The 21,562-nt window shown below is 29.5% G+C and carries 20 protein-coding genes and 1 other annotated feature; of the genes, 12 read left to right on the top strand and 8 right to left on the bottom strand.

Annotated elements, in window-relative coordinates; translation table 4 throughout:
- Positions 1-112: 112 nt before the first annotated feature.
- The 4 genes from AAHM98_RS06015 (at position 113) to AAHM98_RS06000 (ending at position 6,652) form a co-directional block, all read left to right on the top strand.
- The gene (locus tag AAHM98_RS06015; protein WP_342275967.1) at positions 113-1,504 is read left to right on the top strand and encodes an MFS transporter; all 1,392 of its coding nucleotides are present in this window, start codon (positions 113-115) and stop codon (positions 1,502-1,504) included.
- 409 nt (positions 1,505-1,913) lie between these two features.
- On the top strand, positions 1,914-3,839 hold the full coding sequence (locus AAHM98_RS06010; protein WP_342275966.1) for a hypothetical protein: 1,926 nt from the start codon (positions 1,914-1,916) through the stop codon (positions 3,837-3,839).
- Between the two features lie 558 nt (positions 3,840-4,397).
- On the top strand, positions 4,398-6,419 hold the full coding sequence (gene tkt, locus AAHM98_RS06005; protein WP_342275965.1) for a transketolase: 2,022 nt from the start codon (positions 4,398-4,400) through the stop codon (positions 6,417-6,419).
- Positions 6,419-6,652: a YneF family protein gene (locus AAHM98_RS06000; protein WP_342275964.1), complete on the top strand. Its 234-nt coding sequence runs from the start codon at positions 6,419-6,421 to the stop codon at positions 6,650-6,652. Before tkt ends, AAHM98_RS06000 begins: the two co-directional genes overlap by 1 nt.
- Before the next feature lie 145 nt (positions 6,653-6,797).
- On the opposite strand, the gene rpsO is transcribed toward AAHM98_RS06000, so the two are convergent.
- The 7 genes from rpsO to AAHM98_RS05965 all read right to left on the bottom strand — a co-directional run bounded on the left by rpsO (position 6,798) and on the right by AAHM98_RS05965 (position 9,654).
- Positions 6,798-7,064, bottom strand: coding sequence for a 30S ribosomal protein S15 (gene rpsO, locus AAHM98_RS05995; protein WP_342275963.1), 267 nt, complete (start codon positions 7,062-7,064; stop codon positions 6,798-6,800).
- Positions 7,065-7,201: 137 nt separating this feature from the next.
- Positions 7,202-7,924, bottom strand: a complete 723-nt coding sequence (gene plsY, locus AAHM98_RS05990) for a glycerol-3-phosphate 1-O-acyltransferase PlsY (protein ID WP_342275962.1) — start codon at positions 7,922-7,924, stop codon at positions 7,202-7,204.
- A gap of 125 nt (positions 7,925-8,049) precedes the next feature.
- On the bottom strand, positions 8,050-8,415 hold the full coding sequence (locus AAHM98_RS05985; protein WP_342275961.1) for a DUF1905 domain-containing protein: 366 nt from the start codon (positions 8,413-8,415) through the stop codon (positions 8,050-8,052).
- 34 nt (positions 8,416-8,449) lie between these two features.
- Positions 8,450-8,725 (bottom strand): SemiSWEET family sugar transporter, encoded by a 276-nt coding sequence (locus AAHM98_RS05980; RefSeq protein ID WP_342275960.1) that lies wholly within the window; start codon positions 8,723-8,725, stop codon positions 8,450-8,452.
- Complete coding sequence (locus tag AAHM98_RS05975) at positions 8,718-9,017, bottom strand: SemiSWEET family sugar transporter (protein WP_342275959.1); 300 nt, start codon at positions 9,015-9,017, stop codon at positions 8,718-8,720. The genes AAHM98_RS05980 and AAHM98_RS05975 overlap by 8 nt, the downstream gene beginning before the upstream one ends.
- Before the next feature lie 237 nt (positions 9,018-9,254).
- Positions 9,255-9,422: a hypothetical protein gene (locus tag AAHM98_RS05970; protein ID WP_342275958.1), complete on the bottom strand. Its 168-nt coding sequence runs from the start codon at positions 9,420-9,422 to the stop codon at positions 9,255-9,257.
- Positions 9,423-9,495: 73 nt separating this feature from the next.
- Complete coding sequence (locus AAHM98_RS05965; RefSeq protein WP_342275957.1) at positions 9,496-9,654, bottom strand: hypothetical protein; 159 nt, start codon at positions 9,652-9,654, stop codon at positions 9,496-9,498.
- A 370-nt stretch (positions 9,655-10,024) separates the two neighbouring features.
- Positions 10,025-10,156: a sequence feature (ribosomal protein L10 leader region), on the top strand.
- Between the two features lie 37 nt (positions 10,157-10,193).
- Between AAHM98_RS05965 and rplJ the strand changes: the two genes are divergently transcribed.
- The 4 genes from rplJ to rpoC all read left to right on the top strand — a co-directional run bounded on the left by rplJ (position 10,194) and on the right by rpoC (position 18,790).
- A complete protein-coding gene (gene rplJ / locus AAHM98_RS05960; protein WP_342275956.1) occupies positions 10,194-10,688 on the top strand; it encodes a 50S ribosomal protein L10 in 495 nt (164 codons plus the stop codon).
- Positions 10,689-10,736: 48 nt separating this feature from the next.
- Positions 10,737-11,117 carry a ribosomal protein L7/L12 gene (locus AAHM98_RS05955; protein WP_342275955.1) on the top strand — a complete coding sequence of 127 codons (381 nt, stop codon included), beginning with the start codon at positions 10,737-10,739 and terminating at the stop codon, positions 11,115-11,117.
- Positions 11,118-11,306: 189 nt separating this feature from the next.
- Positions 11,307-15,020: a DNA-directed RNA polymerase subunit beta gene (locus AAHM98_RS05950; protein ID WP_342275954.1), complete on the top strand. Its 3,714-nt coding sequence runs from the start codon at positions 11,307-11,309 to the stop codon at positions 15,018-15,020.
- Positions 15,021-15,037: 17 nt separating this feature from the next.
- Complete coding sequence (rpoC, locus tag AAHM98_RS05945) at positions 15,038-18,790, top strand: DNA-directed RNA polymerase subunit beta' (RefSeq protein WP_425289584.1); 3,753 nt, start codon at positions 15,038-15,040, stop codon at positions 18,788-18,790.
- Between the two features lie 97 nt (positions 18,791-18,887).
- Here the strand turns inward: rpoC and AAHM98_RS05940 are convergent, their stop codons facing one another.
- Entirely contained in the window at positions 18,888-19,895 is a 1,008-nt protein-coding gene (locus tag AAHM98_RS05940) for a hypothetical protein (protein WP_342275953.1), read from the bottom strand.
- Positions 19,896-20,432: 537 nt separating this feature from the next.
- Here AAHM98_RS05940 and AAHM98_RS05935 point away from each other — a divergent pair.
- Genes AAHM98_RS05935 through AAHM98_RS05920 form a run of 4 tightly spaced genes read left to right on the top strand, consistent with a single transcriptional unit; the run spans position 20,433 to position 21,495 of the window.
- On the top strand, positions 20,433-20,921 hold the full coding sequence (locus AAHM98_RS05935; protein ID WP_342275952.1) for a hypothetical protein: 489 nt from the start codon (positions 20,433-20,435) through the stop codon (positions 20,919-20,921).
- Between the two features lie 17 nt (positions 20,922-20,938).
- Positions 20,939-21,094, top strand: coding sequence for a hypothetical protein (locus tag AAHM98_RS05930; RefSeq protein ID WP_342275761.1), 156 nt, complete (start codon positions 20,939-20,941; stop codon positions 21,092-21,094).
- Complete coding sequence (locus AAHM98_RS05925; protein WP_342275760.1) at positions 21,084-21,257, top strand: hypothetical protein; 174 nt, start codon at positions 21,084-21,086, stop codon at positions 21,255-21,257. The genes AAHM98_RS05930 and AAHM98_RS05925 overlap by 11 nt, the downstream gene beginning before the upstream one ends.
- Before the next feature lie 13 nt (positions 21,258-21,270).
- Complete coding sequence (locus tag AAHM98_RS05920) at positions 21,271-21,495, top strand: hypothetical protein (protein WP_342275951.1); 225 nt, start codon at positions 21,271-21,273, stop codon at positions 21,493-21,495.
- Positions 21,496-21,562: the final 67 nt, after the last annotated feature.

Here is a 21,562-nt window from a genome sequence, read left to right as displayed (position 1 = left end):
GTCATTGACAGGAATTTTTAAAAACAAAAATTGTCTTTATCAAGTTATTAATTTTTATTAACTAAAATCATGAACATAAGTTATTTATGTTTATTTAAGAAAGGATAAAAGTATGAACGCTTTTAATAAACTTACAGGTATTTTTAAACCACCTGCAGCTAAAGAACTATTTAGCGAAGATTCAAAAGTTATTAATCGAAAATATGCTATTTTACGTAATCAAATTTTAGCTGTTACCATTATTACTTATATTTTATATTATTTTACAAGAAAATCATTTACTTTAGCCAATGGTATTGCTATTGACAATGGATATGCTACTAAAGTACAAATGTCAATGGTAATAATGTTCTTTTCTATTACTTATGGGTGTAGTAAATTTATTGTCGGTAATTTTGCTGACCGTAGTTCTGGAAGAACTATTATGACATTTGGCTTAATAGGTGCTGCTATCACTAATATTGCCCTAGGAGGTACGATTGTTGCTGCAGGTTCTAAAATAACCATTGGTCCAATTATAACAATGATTATTTTAATGGTTGCTCTAGGTGTTTTTCAGGGAATGGGATGACCAGCAGTAGCTAGAATGTTCTCTAACTGATATACTAGTGACGAACGTTCTAAAAAAATTGCCATTTGAAATACAGGTGGCGCTATGGGAACTGCACTATTGCCATTTATAATAGTTCCTATTGTTTTAGCACTAAGTGTTGGAGCTAGTTTAACAATGGGATTCTACTTTTGAATTCCTAGCATCTTGGCATTAATTATGGTGCCATTTTGTTGATGGGGTTTACGAGATAATCCTGAATCACAACGTTTACCAAGCATTGAAAAATGAAAAGGTATTGAATTAAACGCTAAAGAAAAACAAGAATTAAATTGAAAAGAAATTTTTACTAAAAATATATTAAAAAATAAATATGTATGAATTTTAGCATTTGCCAATATTTGGGTTTATGTTATTAGACAAGGAATGTCAACTTGAATGTTAAATATGGCCGCTGATGTGCATGGTGTTAAAATTGTAAGTACTGAAAGTTCAGTTTTATGATCAACATTTGAATGAGCAGGATTAGCTAGTGGAATTTTAGCTGCATATTCTTGCAAATGATTCTTTCAAAATCGTACGGCACCGTTAATGGTAATGGGACTTGCTTTATCAGGGATTGGTATTATAATGTTCCAATTTGCACCTCATGGCAATGAAGCCTTCTTAATAGTTGCTTTATTTGTTGCTGGTTTTGGAATTTATATTCCAAAAACATTAATTGGTGCTGCTGCTATTCAACTAACCAATAAAAAGGCAGCTGCTACTGCTTCTGGTCTGACTGGATTGTTTGGATATTTGGGAGATGCTGTTTTTTCAGCACCAGTAGTTGCTGCACTAGCTCCAAATCGAAATTGAGATAATGTTTTCTATTATTTCTACGGTTGTATCATTGTTGCTATTATTGCTTTAGCATTATTATGAACAAAAAATGAAAAAAATAAAATTTTATAAAAAGATATTATTAAAAATCTTGATATAATTACTATGAAAAGTGTTATATTAAATCTAGTTCCATAGGAATAAACTTAATATTTGTTTGGGAATGAGTCCAATTGAATATCAATTAACTCATTCCTTTTAATTTAGTCATTTCATTTGAATCAAGTTTTCAGTTTTCTCTATATTTGAAATTCATCAAGAAAAAATGGATTTAGTAAGAGTAGTAAATAAAATCAAATTTTGAGTAAAACTTTAAATGTTATGAAAAAAAAGATATTTTTATTATAGGTGGGCATCTTTTATATCTAAACAATATTCAAAGAAAGAAAAAATATTTATTTTCCTAGATATGGTATAATTGTAAAAATGAAATTTAAATACTATTTTATTAAAATTCATATTTTTAAAGTGAGGCCCCCTTATGAAAAAATTATTATCTATATTTAGTGTTATCTTATTAACTAGTGCTATTAGTGTTAGTAGTACTGCATGTGTTAAACCACTATCTAAAAAACATAATCTAAAAGATGATTTAACTAATATTAATTTAGGTGTGGTTGATGAGAAAAACCCTGGTCAAAAACCAACAACTAAAGAATTACTAGAAAGTTTACATAATAAAAATTTAAGTCTTGATATTAATAAAATTAGTTTAAGCAATGAACTAGAAAATAAAGTTGATGTAACAGGAGATGGTATTTTTTATACAAAAGATATTATTACCGTTAGTTTTCAAAAAACAACACTTAATATTAATAATTTGATTGTTAAAGGAACAGATTTAGGAAAAATTATTACTACTGGCGATGTTAGCCCTGACCAAATAAAAGTTGCGATTAATAGTCAAATTCCTAGTGTTGATGTTAATCATATTATTGTTGATATCAACGATAATAAGAATGCTACAATTAAAGGTGATGACATTGTATACAATGGTACAGTTAATGTTACATTTACAACCGATAATAGTGTTGCATTAAGTACTATTATTGATAGTAAAAAACCATTAGCCATTGCCACCCTTGGTCAGGATGTTCCAACACCTAAACAAATTAGTATCAAACTAAAAACAATGTATCGCGATTTAGACACGGATATTCTTGATATTACTAACATTACAGAAGTAAGTGCTATTATTGCTAGTACTGATCAAACTAAATATACAGGAAGTGTAACAGTAACTCTTGAACTTGATAAGACTATTGTTTTAAGTAGTATTATTAATAATGGTTTATCTAAAGTTACTATTACTGGCAATAAGATAACAACCGATGATGTTAAGAATGCTTTACAAAAACAATATTCAACATTAAATGTTAATGCCATTAGTGTTACTTTATCAAACAATAATAAAACAGTTACTGTTGCTAGTGCTAATAAAGAAATTTATACAGGTGCTGATGTCATAATTAATAATTTATTAATTGACTTAAATAGTGTTTTAGCAACAACTTTACCCCAATTTATTATTCCTGGAAAAAATGTACCAACATTAGCACAAGTTAAAGTCGTCTTAGTTACTAATAATCCTAATTTAGTAGTTGCTAATGTTACGATTGGAACACCATCAAGTACTAGTGTAGTAGTCACTGGTGATGGTAATTTATATAGTAAAGATGCAATTACAATTAATTATACTTGTGACACAACGGTACCTTTAAGTAGTGTCTTTAGTAAACTAGATTTAGGTATGATTAGCACTAATGGTATGCCTCATCCAAATGTTGAACAAGTTGCTACTGATATTAGCAAAGCTAATCCCGATTTAAATATGAAAGCCATTAAATTTACTGACAGCAATATTGCTACTAATCAAGTTGTGGTTACTGGTGATGATGTTACATATAAGGGAACAGTAACTGCTAATTTTACTGTTGATAGTAGTACAATTAGTGTTAATGGATTTAATTATGACCATACTGAAACTAATAGTTCAGGTTCGTTAAAAGTAAATTGAACTGGTCCTGACCAAGTGATATTAGATAACTGAACTAATTACGCTCCTGATTGAAATAGTTTTACTACTAAATTTAGTAAATTAAGTTTTGGTAGTGATGCATTATTTGAGATTTTTTGTAATACCTATATTGATAAAAAATTAACAGGAACACAATTAGATGTTACTACTAATAAAATCAGTGAAGACCGTAATGCAAATATGTTTCAAGAAGACTATTCATATCATGGTGGTACATGGGGTGCTGATATTGAATTACATGGTCAACTTCATATTTGACATGATGCCAAAAAAGTTTATGTTAATTATACTGGTGATGCTGATACAATGTGATGTTCGCGTGATCGAGTGTTAAATGTTAACTTACCATCTGCAACCTTTAGTAAATAAAAAGATACTAATAAAATTCCATCCTATCATAAATCCCACTTGTTATGACAAGTGGGATTTTACTTTACCATTTTCTTTAATTTACAAATTCAGGTTTAATAAACAAATTTATGAAATTTTTGCTGACTTTACTATACATTACCAAGAATTATAAAATACAATATTCTATTGCAAATATACAATTTCAAGGTAAACCATCACCAACTGGTGCATTGCTTAATGTACCAAAAATCTATGACTTTTTATTTCATTATCGATTTCATATTCTAATGTTCAAGTTAAAACTGCTTTTCTTTTTTGCTCATTTAATTGTGCTAATTTTTCTATGACAAAATTGCTAATGGCATACTCTTCTTTAGTCTTTACTGGAATTGATATAAATAATGGATTGAAAACTATCTTTAGTTTCTCATTTAAATTATCTCATAAAACATGCCTGGTCTTGGAAATGGATAACTTATCCAAATTTTAAAAATATTTAATAGAAAACTATCTATTTTCCTAAGAAAATTGTTATATTATATTTATAAAAATAATTAAAAAATATAAGGAGAAAATATGGAAAACAAAATTAATCTTGATGAACTTACTATCAACTCAATTCGCATGTTAGGAGTACAAGCAGTTAATGCTGCTAATAGTGGTCATCCTGGAATGGTTTTAGATGCTGCACCAATGATTTTTTCACTATTTAAAAATCATTTGTCATTTAACGCTAAGAACCCAAAATGGTTTAATCGCGATCGTTTTATTTTATCAGCAGGTCATGGTAGTGCTTTATTATATTCAACACTCCATCATGCCGGATACAAATATACGATCAATGACTTAAAACAATTCCGTCAATGAGCAAGCAAAACTCCAGGTCACCCTGAATATCATATTGACTATGGTGTCGAGACTGCTACTGGTCCTTTAGGACAAGGTTTAGCTAATGCTGTGGGGATGGCATTAACAGAAAGTTTTTTAGCAGCTAAATACAATCAAAAAGACCTTGATATTATTAATCATTATACATATGCGCTTGTTGGTGATGGTGACTTACAAGAGGGAATTTCACAAGAAGCATTAAGTTTTGCTGGTCACTTCAAACTAAATAAATTAATTGTCTTATTTGATTCAAACGATATACAATTAGATGCAAAAGTTGATTTAGTTTATTCAGAAAACTTAAAAATGCGCGTGGAGGCTTGTCAATGAAACTATTTAAAAGTTAGTAATGGTGAAGAACACGAAGCTATTGCTAAAGCAATTAAACAAGCTAAAACTAGTGATAAACCAACATTAATTGAAATTAAAACTATTATTGGTTTTGGTGCTACTAAACAAGGAACTCCAAGTGTTCATGGTTCTCCATTAAATGATGATATTAAAACTGTTAAAGCAAATTTAAAATGAGAATATCCTGACTTTACTGTTCCTAATGCAGTTACAGATTACTTTACTGCCAACTGTCTTAAGTATGGTTCGCAATTAGAAACAACTTGAAAACAAAAAGTTGATAAATATGCTAAATCATATCCAGAATTATACATTGAAATTAAGTCTGCCTTAAATGGTGACATTTTTAACAACGTTGGTAATTTAAAAACTATTGATTGAAGTACTATTATTGGTACTAATCCCCAAGCAACGAGAGTTGATTCAGGTAATGTTTTAAAATTATTATCACAACACTGTCCAACTTTATTTGGTGGTAGTGCTGACCTTGCTGGTTCTACTAAAGCCTTAGTTACTGATAAAGATTTCTTACCTCAAGACCATTCAGGAAGACATATTCATTATGGAGTTCGTGAATTTGCCATGGGTGCTATGGTTAACGGTATGACTTTACATCAAGGGACAATTCCCTTTGGTTCAACTTTCTTAGTATTTAGTGATTATATTAAACCTGCTTTACGTTTAGCAGCATTAATGGCAATTCCATCATTATTTATCTTTAGTCATGATAGCATTGCTGTTGGTGAGGATGGTCCTACTCATGAACCAGTAGAACATTTAACAATGATTAGAACTATCCCTAACTTTAATTTAATTCGTCCTGCTGATACTAAAGAGACAATTGGCGCCTATTTAATGGCTTTAAATGCTAAAAATCATCCTAATGCCATTATTGTTACGAGACAAAATTTACCACAATTAGCAAATAGTAGTATTGAATCAGTGCAAAAAGGTGGATATATCGTTAGTAACGAAAACAATAGTAAACCTTTAGATTTGATTATTATTGCCACAGGTAGTGAAGTTAGTTTAGCGATTGCTAGTCAAGAACAATTATGAACAGAAAAGAAAGTTAATGCACGAATTGTTTCTATGCCTTCAACATTTATTTTTGATAAACAAGATAAAACATATCAATCTAAAATTTTACCAAAAAATATTGTTAAAGTTGCTATTGAATTAGGAACCCCTGATGGTTGATATAAATATGTAGGAAATAATGGTTTTGTAATTGGTATTACTACCTTTGGTGCTTCAGCAGTTGATAAGGTTGTGTTAGAAAAATATGGGTTTACACCAAACCAAGTGTGTGTTAAAATTAATGAGTTTCTAAAAGATAACCAAGGAGGAAACAAGTAATGGCTTGATGAGCAGTATTAATAGTAGGCATCGGTGCTGCTTTGATTGGAGGATTAGTTGGTTTTATTGTTACTAAAAAAATATTTGAAAAACAATTAGAAAAAAACCCACCAATTAATGAGAATATGATTCGTGCAATGTATCAACAAATGGGGCGTAAACCAACTGAATCACAGATTAAATCTGTTATGCAGGCAATGAAACGTCAACAAAGTACTACTAAAAAACGATAATAATATTGTAAATCTTCCTAAGTTTTAAAAACACTAGGAAGATTTTATTTTGGTTTAAGTTACCTGAATTATTTTTTAACAATGTCTAAATAAATTTTTAAAATTAAAAAACCTTAGTTTTATGAACTAAGGTTAGAATAAATAATTAGTTATCTTTTAATGTTAAAGCAGTTAATAATTTACCATGAGCAGTCAGGTCTTGAGTTTTGTAGTATCTTAAAAAACGTTTTCTTGTTGCTACCATTTTTAATAAACTTCTTTTAGCAGTAATATCTTTTTTTTGTGTTTTTAGATGGTCTGTTAATTCTAAAATTCTTTTTGTTAAATTAATAACTTGAATTGCAGAAGAACCAGTATCTTTAGCATTTAAACGAAAGTCTTTCATCAGTTGTTCGTATTTAATTTGATCCATATTTGTTCACTCTCCTATAAAATAATTCGGCTTAAGCAAAGCTAATATCGGAGAGAATATTAACAATGTTAAGTCAACATGATTATAATAATACCTTAATTTTTAAGGTAAAACAAGTTGTATTGAAAAAATAATTATTATTTTTCTGCAACAACAGGTTCTACAATTTTATCTTTTTTACGGTCAAAAAGTTTTACTTTTCGTTCAGTACCATTAAAGATTCGTTTAACATTAGTTCAATGTTTTGCTACAACTAGTAATCAAGTTAAACTGATAATAATGTTAACAAAGTAATATTGAGTATCATGTTGTCATAACCATGCATGAAGTGGCATATGAGGAATTCAAGATAAAATAAATGCGGGAACAATCATTAAAATTGAGGATAGTGAAGACATACGACTTAGATATAAAATAAATCATCAAGTAGCAATCGTTAAAACACAATAAATAGGATTAATCATTAATAGAACACCAAGTGAAGCTGCAGCGCCCTTACCTCCACGAAATCCGTAAAATATTGGTCAGCAGTGACCAATCACAGCAGCAAGACCAGTTGCATATAAGTATCCCTCATTAAACATATTGTGAAAGTTGGGGTTAGTAATATTAATAAAAGTTAAAGCATAAGTAATCATAATGGCACCAGCAGGTTTAAAACCATCAATGATTAAGATAACAGCTCCCCATTTGACGCCCATAACTCTAGTTGAATTAGTAGCACCAGCATTTTTAGAAAAATGATTACGAACATCAGTTTTAAATTTAATTTTACTAATAATAATAGCAGGTGAAACTGAACCAATTAAATATCCAATAATGATAAAAATAAAAGTTCCTAATAAATTAATATGGGGCATATGGTACTAACCTCAAGTTTCTGTTAAAATTCTATTTTTTAAATTAATAAGTAATGTTTCTTCAATATTAGTTTGTTGACGTTGTAATTTTCACAAAGCAATAAATTCTTTTTTATTATTAGTTGTTAATTGGTTTCAATGATTAAATAATGATTGTTTAAAAGCATCTTTAACAAATATTTAGGGAGTTTCAGCGCTTCAGGCTCATTATCATAATGTAAATGAATATAAACATCATCACCAACTACTTTTTGAATTTGGGTTTTTATATTATTGGATATAGTAATAATTGGTATGATGTCATTACTATTAATAATACTACCCATTTTTGTACTATTATCAAAAGTTATTTGAACAGGAATTAATCCCTTTTTTCCAAATTCATTTTGTAAGTTGGTAAATGGTAGTTCAATATAAGAATAAAGATGACCATTTTTATTGTAGGTATTCATAATTGTGGCATTAAATTCATAAAACTTTTGTTGAATCATTGTTAAGTCCCCTTTTGCAAAAACCTTATTTTGCTTATTTTTTAATATAATATAAATTATAAACTATTAACACTAATAGTACGATATTTACCACTGTTCCGAAAGCATTAGCAGCTAATAATGGATAATTTTTAATAATACTACTATAAATAATAAATAAAATTAAACCTACTTGATAAATACTATAAGAAATAAGTGATAAACCTTTAGTATTTTTATATTTTATTAATTTAATGGTTTGGGGTAAAAAGGCAATTGAAATTAACAATGCACCAATATACCCGACAATTTCAATAACAATACTAGGCATTAGTTACCTCCTTAATTTGTGATTTTTGGTTTTTAATAGTATTGCTAATAATAATGCCAATAATAATAAAGTTTAAAAAAGCCGTAATACTTTGGCAAGTAATCATCGGAACGTCATTGCGTAGAATGCCAAATACTAGGAATGTAAGACCACCTAGTTGGTAGACACCATATGAAAAAATTGAAAGCCCAGAAGTTTTTCTAGTTCTAATCAATTTAATGGTTTGGGGTAAAAACGCTAGCGGAATACAAATAGCTGCTAAGTAACCTAATACTTGTGTAAAAATTTCCATTTTTTTTTATTGCCTCCTTTAATTTAAATATTCATAAATATTATAATAAAAAATATGAATAAATATTTTATTTTTTCAATTAAATTAAAATTTCAAATATTTTATCAAAAATCTACTGTGTTGGACTTTGTTATATAAAAATTAAAAAACCCAAAATTCAATAAAATCAAATTTTAGGTCATGTTGACATCTTTTTCACTTTTATTTCTTATTTTTGGGTTCAGTAATTATTTATTGTTAACCTTTCTGTAATTTACCGCCACATGGTTTACAAAAAGTTTTGCCATCAGTAGCATAATGAATTTCCAGTGGATCAAACATTTTTTCACAATTAGCACATCGAATTTTATCTTCAGTGTATGCTTCAATTTCAGAACTTGTTTTTTTCTTACCGAATCATCCCATGATTAAAGTCCCCCTTTTTAACAATAAATATTAAATAAGTGTATTACAATAACACACTTATTTAACTTTTAATTTATTTGTTCGTTTCTTGTTTAGCAGCACAGTCTTTACATCAACATTTATCATCAGCTGATTTAACACATTCAGATGTGTTACTCATTTTTCCACAGCCTTCACATTTGACTTGGTCCATCTTTATATTTTTATCTTTTTTCTTACCGAATCATCCCATATTGATTACTTCCCTTCTTTTTTTATTATGTTTACTTGATTATACCAAATTTTATTATAGTGATTATGATAAAATATTTTTGGTTCAGAAATATAATTATTTTCAAGGTCCTGTACTTTTGTAACAACCGTTGAATAAATCCTATGATTAGTGTTTATTCATCTAAAATGAAATAAAATCAAGATGTTAAAGGTGTTTATGACCTTTGAAAAAATGATTCTATCTAAAGAGGATACTAGATGTTTGAATACATTTTAAGTATCTCATTTTTCCTTTTGTTAGCTTTCTCATAACGACTAACGACATAATGATACAAATTAAAAAAAATTTCCTAAATTAATGTTGTTTTTAAAATATATATATCATATAATATACAGGCTAGAATAAGCCAAAGACAGCAACGGGCATTTGCCTTAATTATGTTGCCCAGGTAATTTCCATCATGATAATATGTATGCATGTGATTTTACTCGGAGGGTATCCGGGTTTTATTTATTGCTTATTACTAGTTATATTTAAATAAATAAGGAGGTGTACTTATGCGCCCAGCAATGGTTGAAAAACAAAAAACTATTGATTTAATTACTAAACAAATTAGTGATGCTAAAACAACAATTGTTGTTCAATATCAAGGAATGAATGTTGAAGAAATTAGCACATTACGTAAAGAATTAAAATCAAAAGGTGCAACATTCAGTATTTACAAAAATAACTTATTTGCCCGTGCTTTAAACAAAGATAATGATAGTCTTGAGGCAAGTTTAGTTGGACCTAACGCTTTTATTTTCGGATTTGAAGATGACTTAGCAACTGCTAAAATCGTTTCTAACTATGCTAAAATCAACAAATTATTAGTTTTAAGAGGCGGAATCTTTGAGGGTAAAGTTATTAATAAAAAAGAATTAATAACAATTGCTTCACTACCATCAAAACTAGAATTAATTTCAATGTTAGCTTCTTGTTTACAAGAAGGTCCCGTTCGTAACTTAGCTTTATCAATTAAAGCAGTAGCAGAGCAAAAAGAAAACGCATAATTAACACTTATTAAAACTATCAACAAATTTACACGGAGGAAAATAAAAATGGAAAACATTACAACAAAACAGTTCATTGAACACATTAAAACAATGACTGCATTACAATTAAAAGACTTAGTGATAGCAATCGAAGAAGCTTTCGGAGTTACAGCAGCAGTTGCCACAGCAGCAGCTCCTGTTCAAGAAGTAGAAGCAAAACCAACAACAGTATCTTTAATACTAAAATTAGTTGGAGATAACAAAGTTGGTGTTATTAAAGCAGTTAAAACAATTCTAGGAGCTGATACATCATTAATCGCTGCTAAAAAAATTGTTGATGCTGTTTCTACAGGTCCACAAAAGTTATTAGAAAATATTGATGCTGCTAAAGCAGCTGAGTTCGAAGCAGTTCTAAAAGTAGTTGGAGCTATAGCTGAAGCTAAGTAATTAATATAAATAATTTTACATGAAAAACCAGTTTTACTTAATACTGGTTTTCTGTTTGTTATTTAAATAAAATTAATAACCAAAAAACTTAATATTTTATCAATCAGATTAGCAACTATCTATCGTTACTAATCCATTTCAAATCAAATCATTTGATGCTATTAAAATTAAAAAATTGGAGATGAACCAATGTCATATACTACAAAACAATTTGGTCATTACGCTAAAAGACGTGACTATACTAAAGTTTCTGGAAACTTAGATCTTCCAGACTTAATTTCTATTCAACGTGATACCTATAAATGATTTATTGAAACAGGAATCCAAGAAGTATTTCAAGAAGTATTTCCGATTACTGACAACGATAATCGTATTATTTTATCATTAGTTGATTGAGAATTTCGTAAACCAAGACGAACATTAAAAGAAGCAAAAGATGAGTCAAAAACTTATGAATCACCTATCTATGCAAGATTATCTTTATCAATTCATGAAAATAATCGTCATTTAACTATTGCTGCCAAAGACATTCTTTTAGATTACTTAACACGTTGAATTAAAGAACAATTTGGAATTAAAAATATTAATCAACCAAAAGTTAGTGACAATATGTACTATTTTGAAGAAAAAACTAATCACGCTAATAGTGAGTTTTCAACTATTGAAGTTACTGTTAAAACTCGTGAAGATGATGTCTTAACAATTGATTATACATTAACTCGTGAAGGTGATGTTTTCTTAGGAGATTTTCCACTAATGACACAAAAAGGAACCTTCATTATTAACGGTAGTGAGAAAGTTGTCGTTTCACAATTAGTTCGTTCACCTGGTGCCTATTATAAAATTGAGATTGACCCGAAAACTGGTTTATCTAAATTTTGTGGTGATTTAATTCCGTCAAGAGGAACCTGATTAGAATTTGAAACTGATGCTAAACGTAATAAATTAGTTCGCAATAAAAATGCTATCAAAGATATTATTAATGTTAAAATTGAAAAATCACGTAAAATTACCGTAACGACTTTACTTACTGCTTTAGGGTTAAATAAGGATGATGTAGTAAATATTATTGGTAAAGATGATGTATTATTGAATACTTATGAATACGATGAACACCAAAGTTGACCATTAGCCGTTCAAGAAATTTATAAAAAAGTTAAAGCCGGAGAAACTGCTTCTGTTGATGGTGCTGCTAAATTCTTAACTGGTTTACTTTTCGACCCTAAAAAATATGATTTAACAAAAGCAGGACGTTATAAATTGGTGCAAAAACTATCGATTACTGACCGTGTTTTAAATTATACATTAGCCCAAGATATTAAAGATCTTGATGGTAATGTGGTTTTAAAGAAAAAACAAGTAATCAAAAAACCAGAATTAGAAATTTTAAAAACTGTCTTAGCAACAGGTGCATGTTTAGTTCCTTTAATAAAAACATCAATGAATGATGCTGATCCAAAACATTATGTGCAATTAATTAAAGTATATAGTGATAAAGAAAAATTAGTTGAAACTATTAACATAGTAGGGATTAATCCTAATTGTAAAGAAGAAATCATTACCCTTGCTGACATTTTAGCTACTTTATCTTATATCCTAAACTTTGTGCATGGGATTGGTAATGATGATGATATTGACCATTTAGGAAATCGTCGTATTCGTACCATCGGTGAACTATTACAAAATCAATTCCGTATTGGTATGGGTCGTATTGAAAAAAATGTTAAAGAAAAAATGTCAACTACTGATAGTGATAAATTGAAACCTTCTAACATTACTAATAACAAACCATTAACGGCTGTTATTGGGGAGTTTTTTAATTTATCACAATTGTCACAATTCATGGATCAAACTAATCCTTTAGCTGAACTTGCTAATAAACGTCGTTTAACTGCACTTGGCCCTGGTGGACTTTCTCGTGATCGTGCCAGCCTAGAAGTACGTGACGTTCACTACTCTCACTATGGAAGAATCTGTCCCATTGAAACTCCAGAAGGCCCTAACATTGGATTGATTAACAATTTAGCAACTTATGCCCGTGTTAATGAATATGGTTTCATTGAAACACCATACCGTCAAGTAGTTAAAGGTCAAATTACCGACCAAGTTAAATACTTAACTGCTGGTGAAGAAAAGAATTATATTATTGCCCAAGCTAATATTGAATTAACTTCTGATAATATTATTAAAAATAATAATGTGATTGCTCGTAGTAACGGTCAAAATATTATTGTTGGACCAAATGAAGTTGAATACATTGACGTGTCACCAAAACAAATAGTTTCGATTGCCACAAGTTGTATTCCCTTCTTAGAAAATGATGATGCTAACCGTGCCTTAATGGGTGCCAACATGCAACGTCAAGCGATTCCATTACTAAAACCACAAACACCAATTGTTGGAACTGGTGTTGAATATGCAGTTGCTCGTGACTCAGGTTTAGCTGTAGTTGCTAACTTACCAGGGATTGTGCAATATGTTGATTCTAATGAAATTATTGTTAAATCAAAAGATGAGGTTACAACTTATGAATTAAGTCGTTTCGAGCGTAGTAACCAAGGAACTTCAGTAACCCATATCCCACTTGTTAAACAAGGTGATGTTGTTGAATTGAACCAAATCCTAGCTGATGGACCATCAATGAAAGATGGTGAACTTGCCTTAGGACAAAACGTTATTATTGCTTTTATGACTTGACATGGTTATAACTATGAAGATGCCATTATCATTAGTGAACGTTTAGTTAAAGATGATGTTTATACATCAATGCACATTGAAGAATATAATCTTGAATGTCGTAAAACCAAACAAGGTAAGGAAGAAATCACGCGTGAAATCCCTAATACTTCCGAACAATCTCGCAGATACTTAGACGATGAAGGGATTGTGCTAATTGGAACAGAAGTTAAAGAAGGCGATATCCTAGTTGGTAAAGTAACACCAAAAGGACAAACTCAATCGACAGCTGAAGAAAAGTTACTTGCTGCTATTTTCGGAGAAAAATCACGTAACGTTAAAGATAACTCACTACGTGTTCCCAACGGTGGTGCTGGTATTGTGCAAGGTATTAAACGTTATAAACGTGAAGATGGTTTTGATTTACCATCTGAAGTTGAAGAAGTCGTTAAAGTCTTTATTGTTCAAAAACGTAAAATTCGTGAAGGAGATAAAATGGCGGGACGTCATGGTAACAAAGGGGTTATCTCCAAAGTATTACCACAAGAAGACATGCCATTCTTAGAAGACGGAACACCAGTTGACATTATGTTAAACCCACTGGGAGTACCATCACGGATGAACATTGGACAAATTCTGGAGTTACACTTAGGAATGGCTGCTAAAACTTTAGGCATTAAAGTTGCCACTCCTGTTTTCGATGGTGCTAAAAATCAAGACTTACTAGACATCATGAAGGAAGCTAATTACAATGATTTTGATAAATTAACATTGTATGATGGTCTAACTGGTGAAAAGTTTGCTAAGAAAATCTCGGTTGGTGTTATGTATATGCTAAAACTATCACACATGGTTGATGATAAATTGCATGCCCGTAACGTTGGTCCATACTCATTAATTACCCAACAACCTTTAGGTGGAAAAGCCCAAAATGGTGGACAAAGATTTGGAGAAATGGAAGTTTGAGCTTTAGAAGCCTATGGTGCTGCCCATACATTACAAGAAATCTTAACTATTAAATCCGATGATATCAAAGGCAGAATTAAAACTTACGAAGCAATCCTACGTAATAAACAAATTCCAACGCCTGGTATCCCTGAATCATTCAACGTTTTAACAAAAGAACTACAAGGTTTAGGAATAAATATTGTGTTAATTGACGAAAAAGGTCAAGAACAAAAAGTAGTAACTTATGACGAAGAAGTTGAAAGTTATCTTGAAGATTAGAAAAGGAGCAATAAATTATGCAAAAAAATTCAAAACATTATACTGCTATTAAAATTTCTCTTGCTTCTGCTGATCAAATCCGTTCTTGATCACATGGAGAAATTACGAAACCAGAAACTATTAACTACAAATCATTAAAACCAGAAAAAGATGGATTATTTGATGCCAGAATCTTTGGTCCAACTAAAAACTATGAATGTACTTGTGGAAAATATAAAAAAATTAAAAACAAAGGTAAAGTTTGTGAACGCTGTTTAGTGGAAATTACTGAAGCGATTGTCCGAAGAGAACGTTTAGGTCACATTGAACTTGAAGAACCAGTAACTCACATTTGAATGTTAAAAGCATCGCCATCGCGAATTGCTTTAGCATTAGATATGAAAGCCAAAGACTTAGAAGAAGTTGCTTATTTTGTTTCTTATATTGTTTTAGAGCCAGGAACTGCCAAAGGGTTAAAACAAAAAATGATTATGGATTTAGGAAATGCTAAATCATCAGCTGATACTCGTAACCGTTTACGTAAAGTATTTACCCAAATCTTAGATCAACTAGAACCTAATTCTTTTGCCCATACTCGTGCCCAAATGTTAACTGATACATTATCAGACACATCTCGTCCATTTTCAATGGATGAATGTGCCCAATTTATTACTAAACATACGGGAACTAAATTCGGAATTGGTGCTGCTGCCATTGAGTTTTTACTAAAAAATATTAACTTAGAAAAAGAATTCATTGCTATCAAAAAACAATTAATAAATAAAAAATCACAAACTGATCGCCGCAAATTAATGCGTCGTTTAGATGTCATTGACTCATTTGCTAAATCAGGAAATAAACCCGAATGAATGGTAATGCATGCCATTCCCGTTATTCCTCCTGACATTCGCCCCATTATCCAATTAGATGGTGGACGATTTACAACATCTGAAATCAATGACCTGTACCGCAGAATCATTATCCGTAATGAACGTCTAAAAAAAGTAAAACAAATGGGTGCTCCGATTCTAATTATCAATAATGAAAAACGAATGTTGCAAGAAGCTGTTGACGCTTTATTTGACAATGAACGTAAAGCCCGTCCCGTAACTGGAAGAGACAAACGTCCCTTAAAATCTTTAACTTCAACGTTAAAAGGAAAACAAGGACGTTTCCGTCAAAACTTACTAGGAAAACGGGTTGACTATTCAGGGAGAAGTGTTATTGCCGTTGGTCCCGAATTAAAAATGTACCAATGTGGGATTCCTCGTGATATGGCCATCATTTTATTCAAACCATTCGTAATTCAAAGATTAGTTTATCATGAATTGGCTTTAAACATTAAAATTGCTGAAAAGTTAATTGAAGTCCAAGATGAACGAATTTGAGATATTTTAGAAGAAGTAATTAAAGACCGTCCGGTATTGTTAAACCGTGCTCCGACTTTACACAGACTAGGAATTCAAGCGTTTGAACCAATTTTAGTGAAAGGAAAAGCTATCCGTTTACACCCACTAGTTACCCCGGCTTTCAATGCCGATTTCGATGGTGACCAAATGGCCGTTCACGTGCCAATTACCCAAGAAGCAGTAGCTGAAGCTCGTAGTTTAATGTTAGGTTCAAAGAATATTTTAAGTCCTAAAGATGGTAAACCGATTGTTACACCAACCCAAGATATGGTACTTGGTAACTACTATTTAACCATTGAAAAAATGGATGAATTAGGACAAGGGACAATCTTTAAAGATATTAATGAAGCAGTTAAAGCCTATGATACTAAAGCAGTATCATTACATGCTATTATTGGGATTCGTGTCTCAAGTTTAGGTGAAAATAAATTTGCAGCTGAAGACCAAAGTAAGTTCTTAATTACAACAATTGGTAAAATTATTTTTAACCAAATATTCTCAAACTGTATGCCATTTATTAACCGTCCTAATATTACTAACTTAACAGAAATTCATACTGAAGACCTTGTTACGCCAGATGTTGATTTTCGTGAATTTGTAAAAACAAGAAACGTTGTTGAACCATTCAAGAAAAAGAATTTAGCTGATGTTATTCATAAATACTTTAAAATTTTTGGCACACAACCAACTGCCAAAATGTTAGATAAAATGAAAAATCTTGGATTTAAATTCTCAACAATTTCTGGAACAACCATTTCGGCTGGTGATGTTGTATCTTACTCAGGCAAAACACGACTATTTGCCGAAGCTGATCAATATGTTAAAGACATTAATAAATTTTACAAAGATGGAATGTTGACTAATCGAGAACGTCACTATCATATTATTAATAAATGAGGAACTGTTAAAAATATTATCCAAGATGAGTTAGAAGTAGTCTTAAGAAAAGATATTAACAATCCCATCTTTATGATGTGAGATTCAGGTGCTCGTACTAATATTAGTAACTTTACACAATTAGTAGGAATGCGTGGTTTAATGAACAACCCCAAAGGGGAAGTTATTGAACTACCCATTAAATCTTCATTCCGTGAAGGACTGAACGTGTCAGAATTCTTTATTTCGACCCATGGGGCCCGAAAAGGAATGGCTGATATGGCGTTGAAAACTTCTGACTCAGGATACTTAACACGAAGACTAGTTGATGTTTCGCAAGATATTATTGTTACTGAATTTGATTGTAAAACTGATAATGGCTTCATTATTAGTGATATTGTTGACTTAAAACGTAATAATATTATTGTGCCATTACGTGACCGTTTATTTGGACGTTATGTGCAAGGTGATGTTGTTGATGCTAATAATAATGTGATTGTTCCAAACAATGAATTAATTATGGAAAAACTAGTGGAAGAAATATTAAAAGCCAAAGTTGAAAAACTAAATATTCGTTCCGTATTAACTTGTGAAGCTGGATATGGTGTTTGTCAAAAATGTTATGGTGTTAACTTAACGACTGGTGAAATTGTGGCGATTGGTGAAGCAGTTGGAATTATTGCAGCGCAATCAATTGGTGAACCAGGTACCCAACTAACCATGAGAACCTTCCATACTGGTGGGGTTGCTGGTGGTAGTGATATTACCCAAGGATTACCAAGAATCAAGGAACTATTAGACGTTACTAACCCCAAAGGGGCAGTTGCTATTATTAGTGAATTTGAAGGTAACATTACTGACATTCGTGAAGAACAAGGTATTTATACGATTGCTGTTAAGTCAAAACTTGATTACAAAGAATATAAAACGCAATATAATGCGCAACTACGTATTAAAACAGGTGACACAGTTAAAATTGGTCAAAAATTAACTGAAGGTGCTATTAATATTATTCAACTATTAGAAGTTGCTGGTATTATTGAAGTGCAACAATATATCTTAAAAGAAGTGCAACGTGTTTATCGTTTACAAGGAATTGAAATTTCTGATAAGTATATTGAAATCATTGTTAAACAAATGTTGAACCGTATCTTTATCTTTGAAGGTGGCGATTCACCGTTATTACCGGGAGAAATTGTTGACATTAAAGAATTCAAGCAAGTTAATGCTAAAATTATTTATGCTGGTAAAACACCTGCCTTTGGTCGTCCATTAATCTTAGGAATTAAGAAAGCACCGTTAGAATCTGATTCATTCTTAGCAGCAGCTTCGTTCCAAGATACAACGAGAGTATTAACAAATGCGGTTATTAAATCGAAAACTGATAATTTAAGAGGCCTAAAAGAAAATGTTATTTTAGGAAACTTAATTCCTGCCGGAACTGGTTTAATGACAACAGAAAATTTACTAGAAATGGGTAGACTTGCGAAAGAAGAAGAATACTAGTTATAGTAACTAATTACAAATATTACATATAAAAATGACCAAATTTGGTCATTTTTATTATAGGTGTTCAATGTTAGAGGTTATTAACTCTTATTATTTATATAATAGATCAGACTTTAGTATCAGATCTGCCAAAATTAGCATCGGTATAACCAGAAGAATTTAAACTCATAGAAAAGGCGTTGCCATTAATGACTAATCTGAAGTTTTTTTGCCCATTTTTCCTGATGAAATTACCATTTATTTTTCCATTTAGTCACGTAGTGCCTCCTGATGTTCATTCAACTTTATCAGTATCTTTAATAAAATCACCATCTTTTCCAGCTTTCTTTGTTTGATCAGTAACGTATTCATATATTGTTTGAATTGTTACATCATCATTTATAAATTTATCATAAACATCGGGATTAAAAAGAAAAATGAAAGGATGTTGATATTTTTTATTATCATAAGAATCATTATAATTTTTTCCATATTGAAATAAAACATTATTACCAACAAAAAGTTTTTCTAAAATTGCTAGACTGGCAGTAGTATTATCTGCTCTATTTTTACCAGTACTAGTTATATAGTAAGGAAGGGATAAAGATTTAATTTCCAAACCACTGATTTTTCAATTAACGGTTTTATATTCGCCAAATTCAAAGATATTATCTGTTTTATTAATATTTAAATTGTTTTTAGTTGCTCAATTATCCAATCGTTTAACAAAATCGGTTTCACGAAGATCAATGATGGGTTTTCAAGCATTGTTGAAATCGGTAGGATTTTTAACATGATTTTGAGCGAGTAATAAAGTTAAAGGTGTAGGATCATTTTTGAGATTTGTAGTCCCATCTTCATTCATGTAATTGTAATCATTATTTCAAGGGTTATCAATTGCTTGCGTAGCAATTTCCAAACCATTAATATTACTTAATTCTTTGGTTGTGATTAATTTGGTTTTAATTTTTTCTAAAACTTTAGTTTGTTGCTTAACAAAACTTTCATTTCATTTGTCATATGCAAGGTTAACAGATTTAATTGCTTTTAGTTTATTTTCAATATTAGCACTACCAGCATTAAGTATTTCATTTAAATTAGCAGTATCATTGGCAAAGTACATGTCATATGATTGATTAATAGTGCTTGTGTTACTTGTGGCATTTTCACGGGTGAGTAAAGTTAATGGTTAGATTTAATAAAAATATAAATGAGAGATAATACTCTCATTTTTAATTGTTAAATTAAATAAACTCTCGTAGTTAGTTAAATTGTGAGTACTTTATGTAAATACTACTACATGAGTATAAAAGAGTAATTTATTAATTTTTATTGAATTGTTATTGTATGTATTTGTCTATTAATTGAAGTCTCTATATTGAGTTAGTAAAGAATTTTTCAAGATTATGTAATAACCATAAACCCTGTTCTTTAATTATTTTTAAATTATTACACATAAAGGGGGTTATATATAAATACATACCTTATCAATTATATATTAACATAAATTAAATAATTAGTAAATATATTTTTATTTTTTTTAGGTCTTGTCACTATCAGTGAACAAGAACCTATTTATAAGATTTTTAAAAAAAGAAAATAAAAAACAGCAACTGCTTACTAAAAGTAGCAGTGCTGAATAAAAAGAAAGGTTTTTAAAATGATAATAGAATTTTCACAAGACCAAATTATTAAAGAAACAAATAATGGTGCAATAATAATTGAATTTGGAGAATATAAAATATCAATTTCTAAATGTTTTATTAACAAAAATTCTTTTAATATTGATGAAACACGAATATATTGAGTTTTTAAAGATAATATAAAAAAAGAATTAAATGGTGTGCAATTAAAAGAATTATTAAAACAATATATTCAAATTGAAGATTTGAAAGAAAAACCAATAATAAATAATAAAATTATTGAAAAATTAATTACTTTTGAATTTTATAAAAAATATAATGGTTATTATATTGGACAAATAAAAAATGAAGAATGTTTTAAATATAATATTACCTGAGAAAAAGATAGAAAAAGTTTTAAAATAAATAATCCATATAATCATAATGATTTAGTAATAAATTATATAGTAACATCATTAAAAGATTTAGTAACTCATAATAATAAAATATTTTATTTAAAATATTAAGAAAGGAATTAATATATATGTATTTATGAAAAGAAAATATTGAATATAAAAAAACTTATTTAAATAATATTATTACTCATAGTTGTGATATTTGTCATAAACAATCATCTATAAATAATAGAACATGTAATAACTGTTTTTATAAATTAATAGGTAAAAATAATGAAATGTAAATTACATAATAAAAAATATATTTGAATTAGTGAAATAGATAATAGTTATTATTGTAATAAATGTATTAATAATATGATTGAAGAAGATATATATTTAACAAGTGATAACTATGATAGTTTATATAACTATTATATTAATGAATTACAATTAGAAAATTTTTAAAGGAGAAAAGATAATGCAATATGCTTATTTATTAAAATATAAAGTTAATTATACTCATGAAACAAAATATAAAGTATTTACTAAAATTGAAAATGCTATTAATTTTCATAAAAATTATAAACATCCTATATTAAATGATAATACTTTTGAAAGAATAGTTACTCAAAAAGCATTTATTACAAATTATGAAATATTAGTAATGGAATTAGATATTAAAGGAGTTAATAATAATGGATAAATTAAGAAATTATTTAGAATTACAACTTACAGTGAAAGAATATATTAATATTAAAGATTTATTAAAA

Origin of the sequence: Spiroplasma endosymbiont of Nebria brevicollis, from assembly GCF_964030895.1 — a bacterium.
Taxonomy (GTDB): domain Bacteria; phylum Bacillota_I; class Bacilli_A; order Mycoplasmatales; family VBWQ01; genus Spiroplasma_E.
This window is presented reverse-complemented; position numbering and strand designations above follow the sequence as displayed.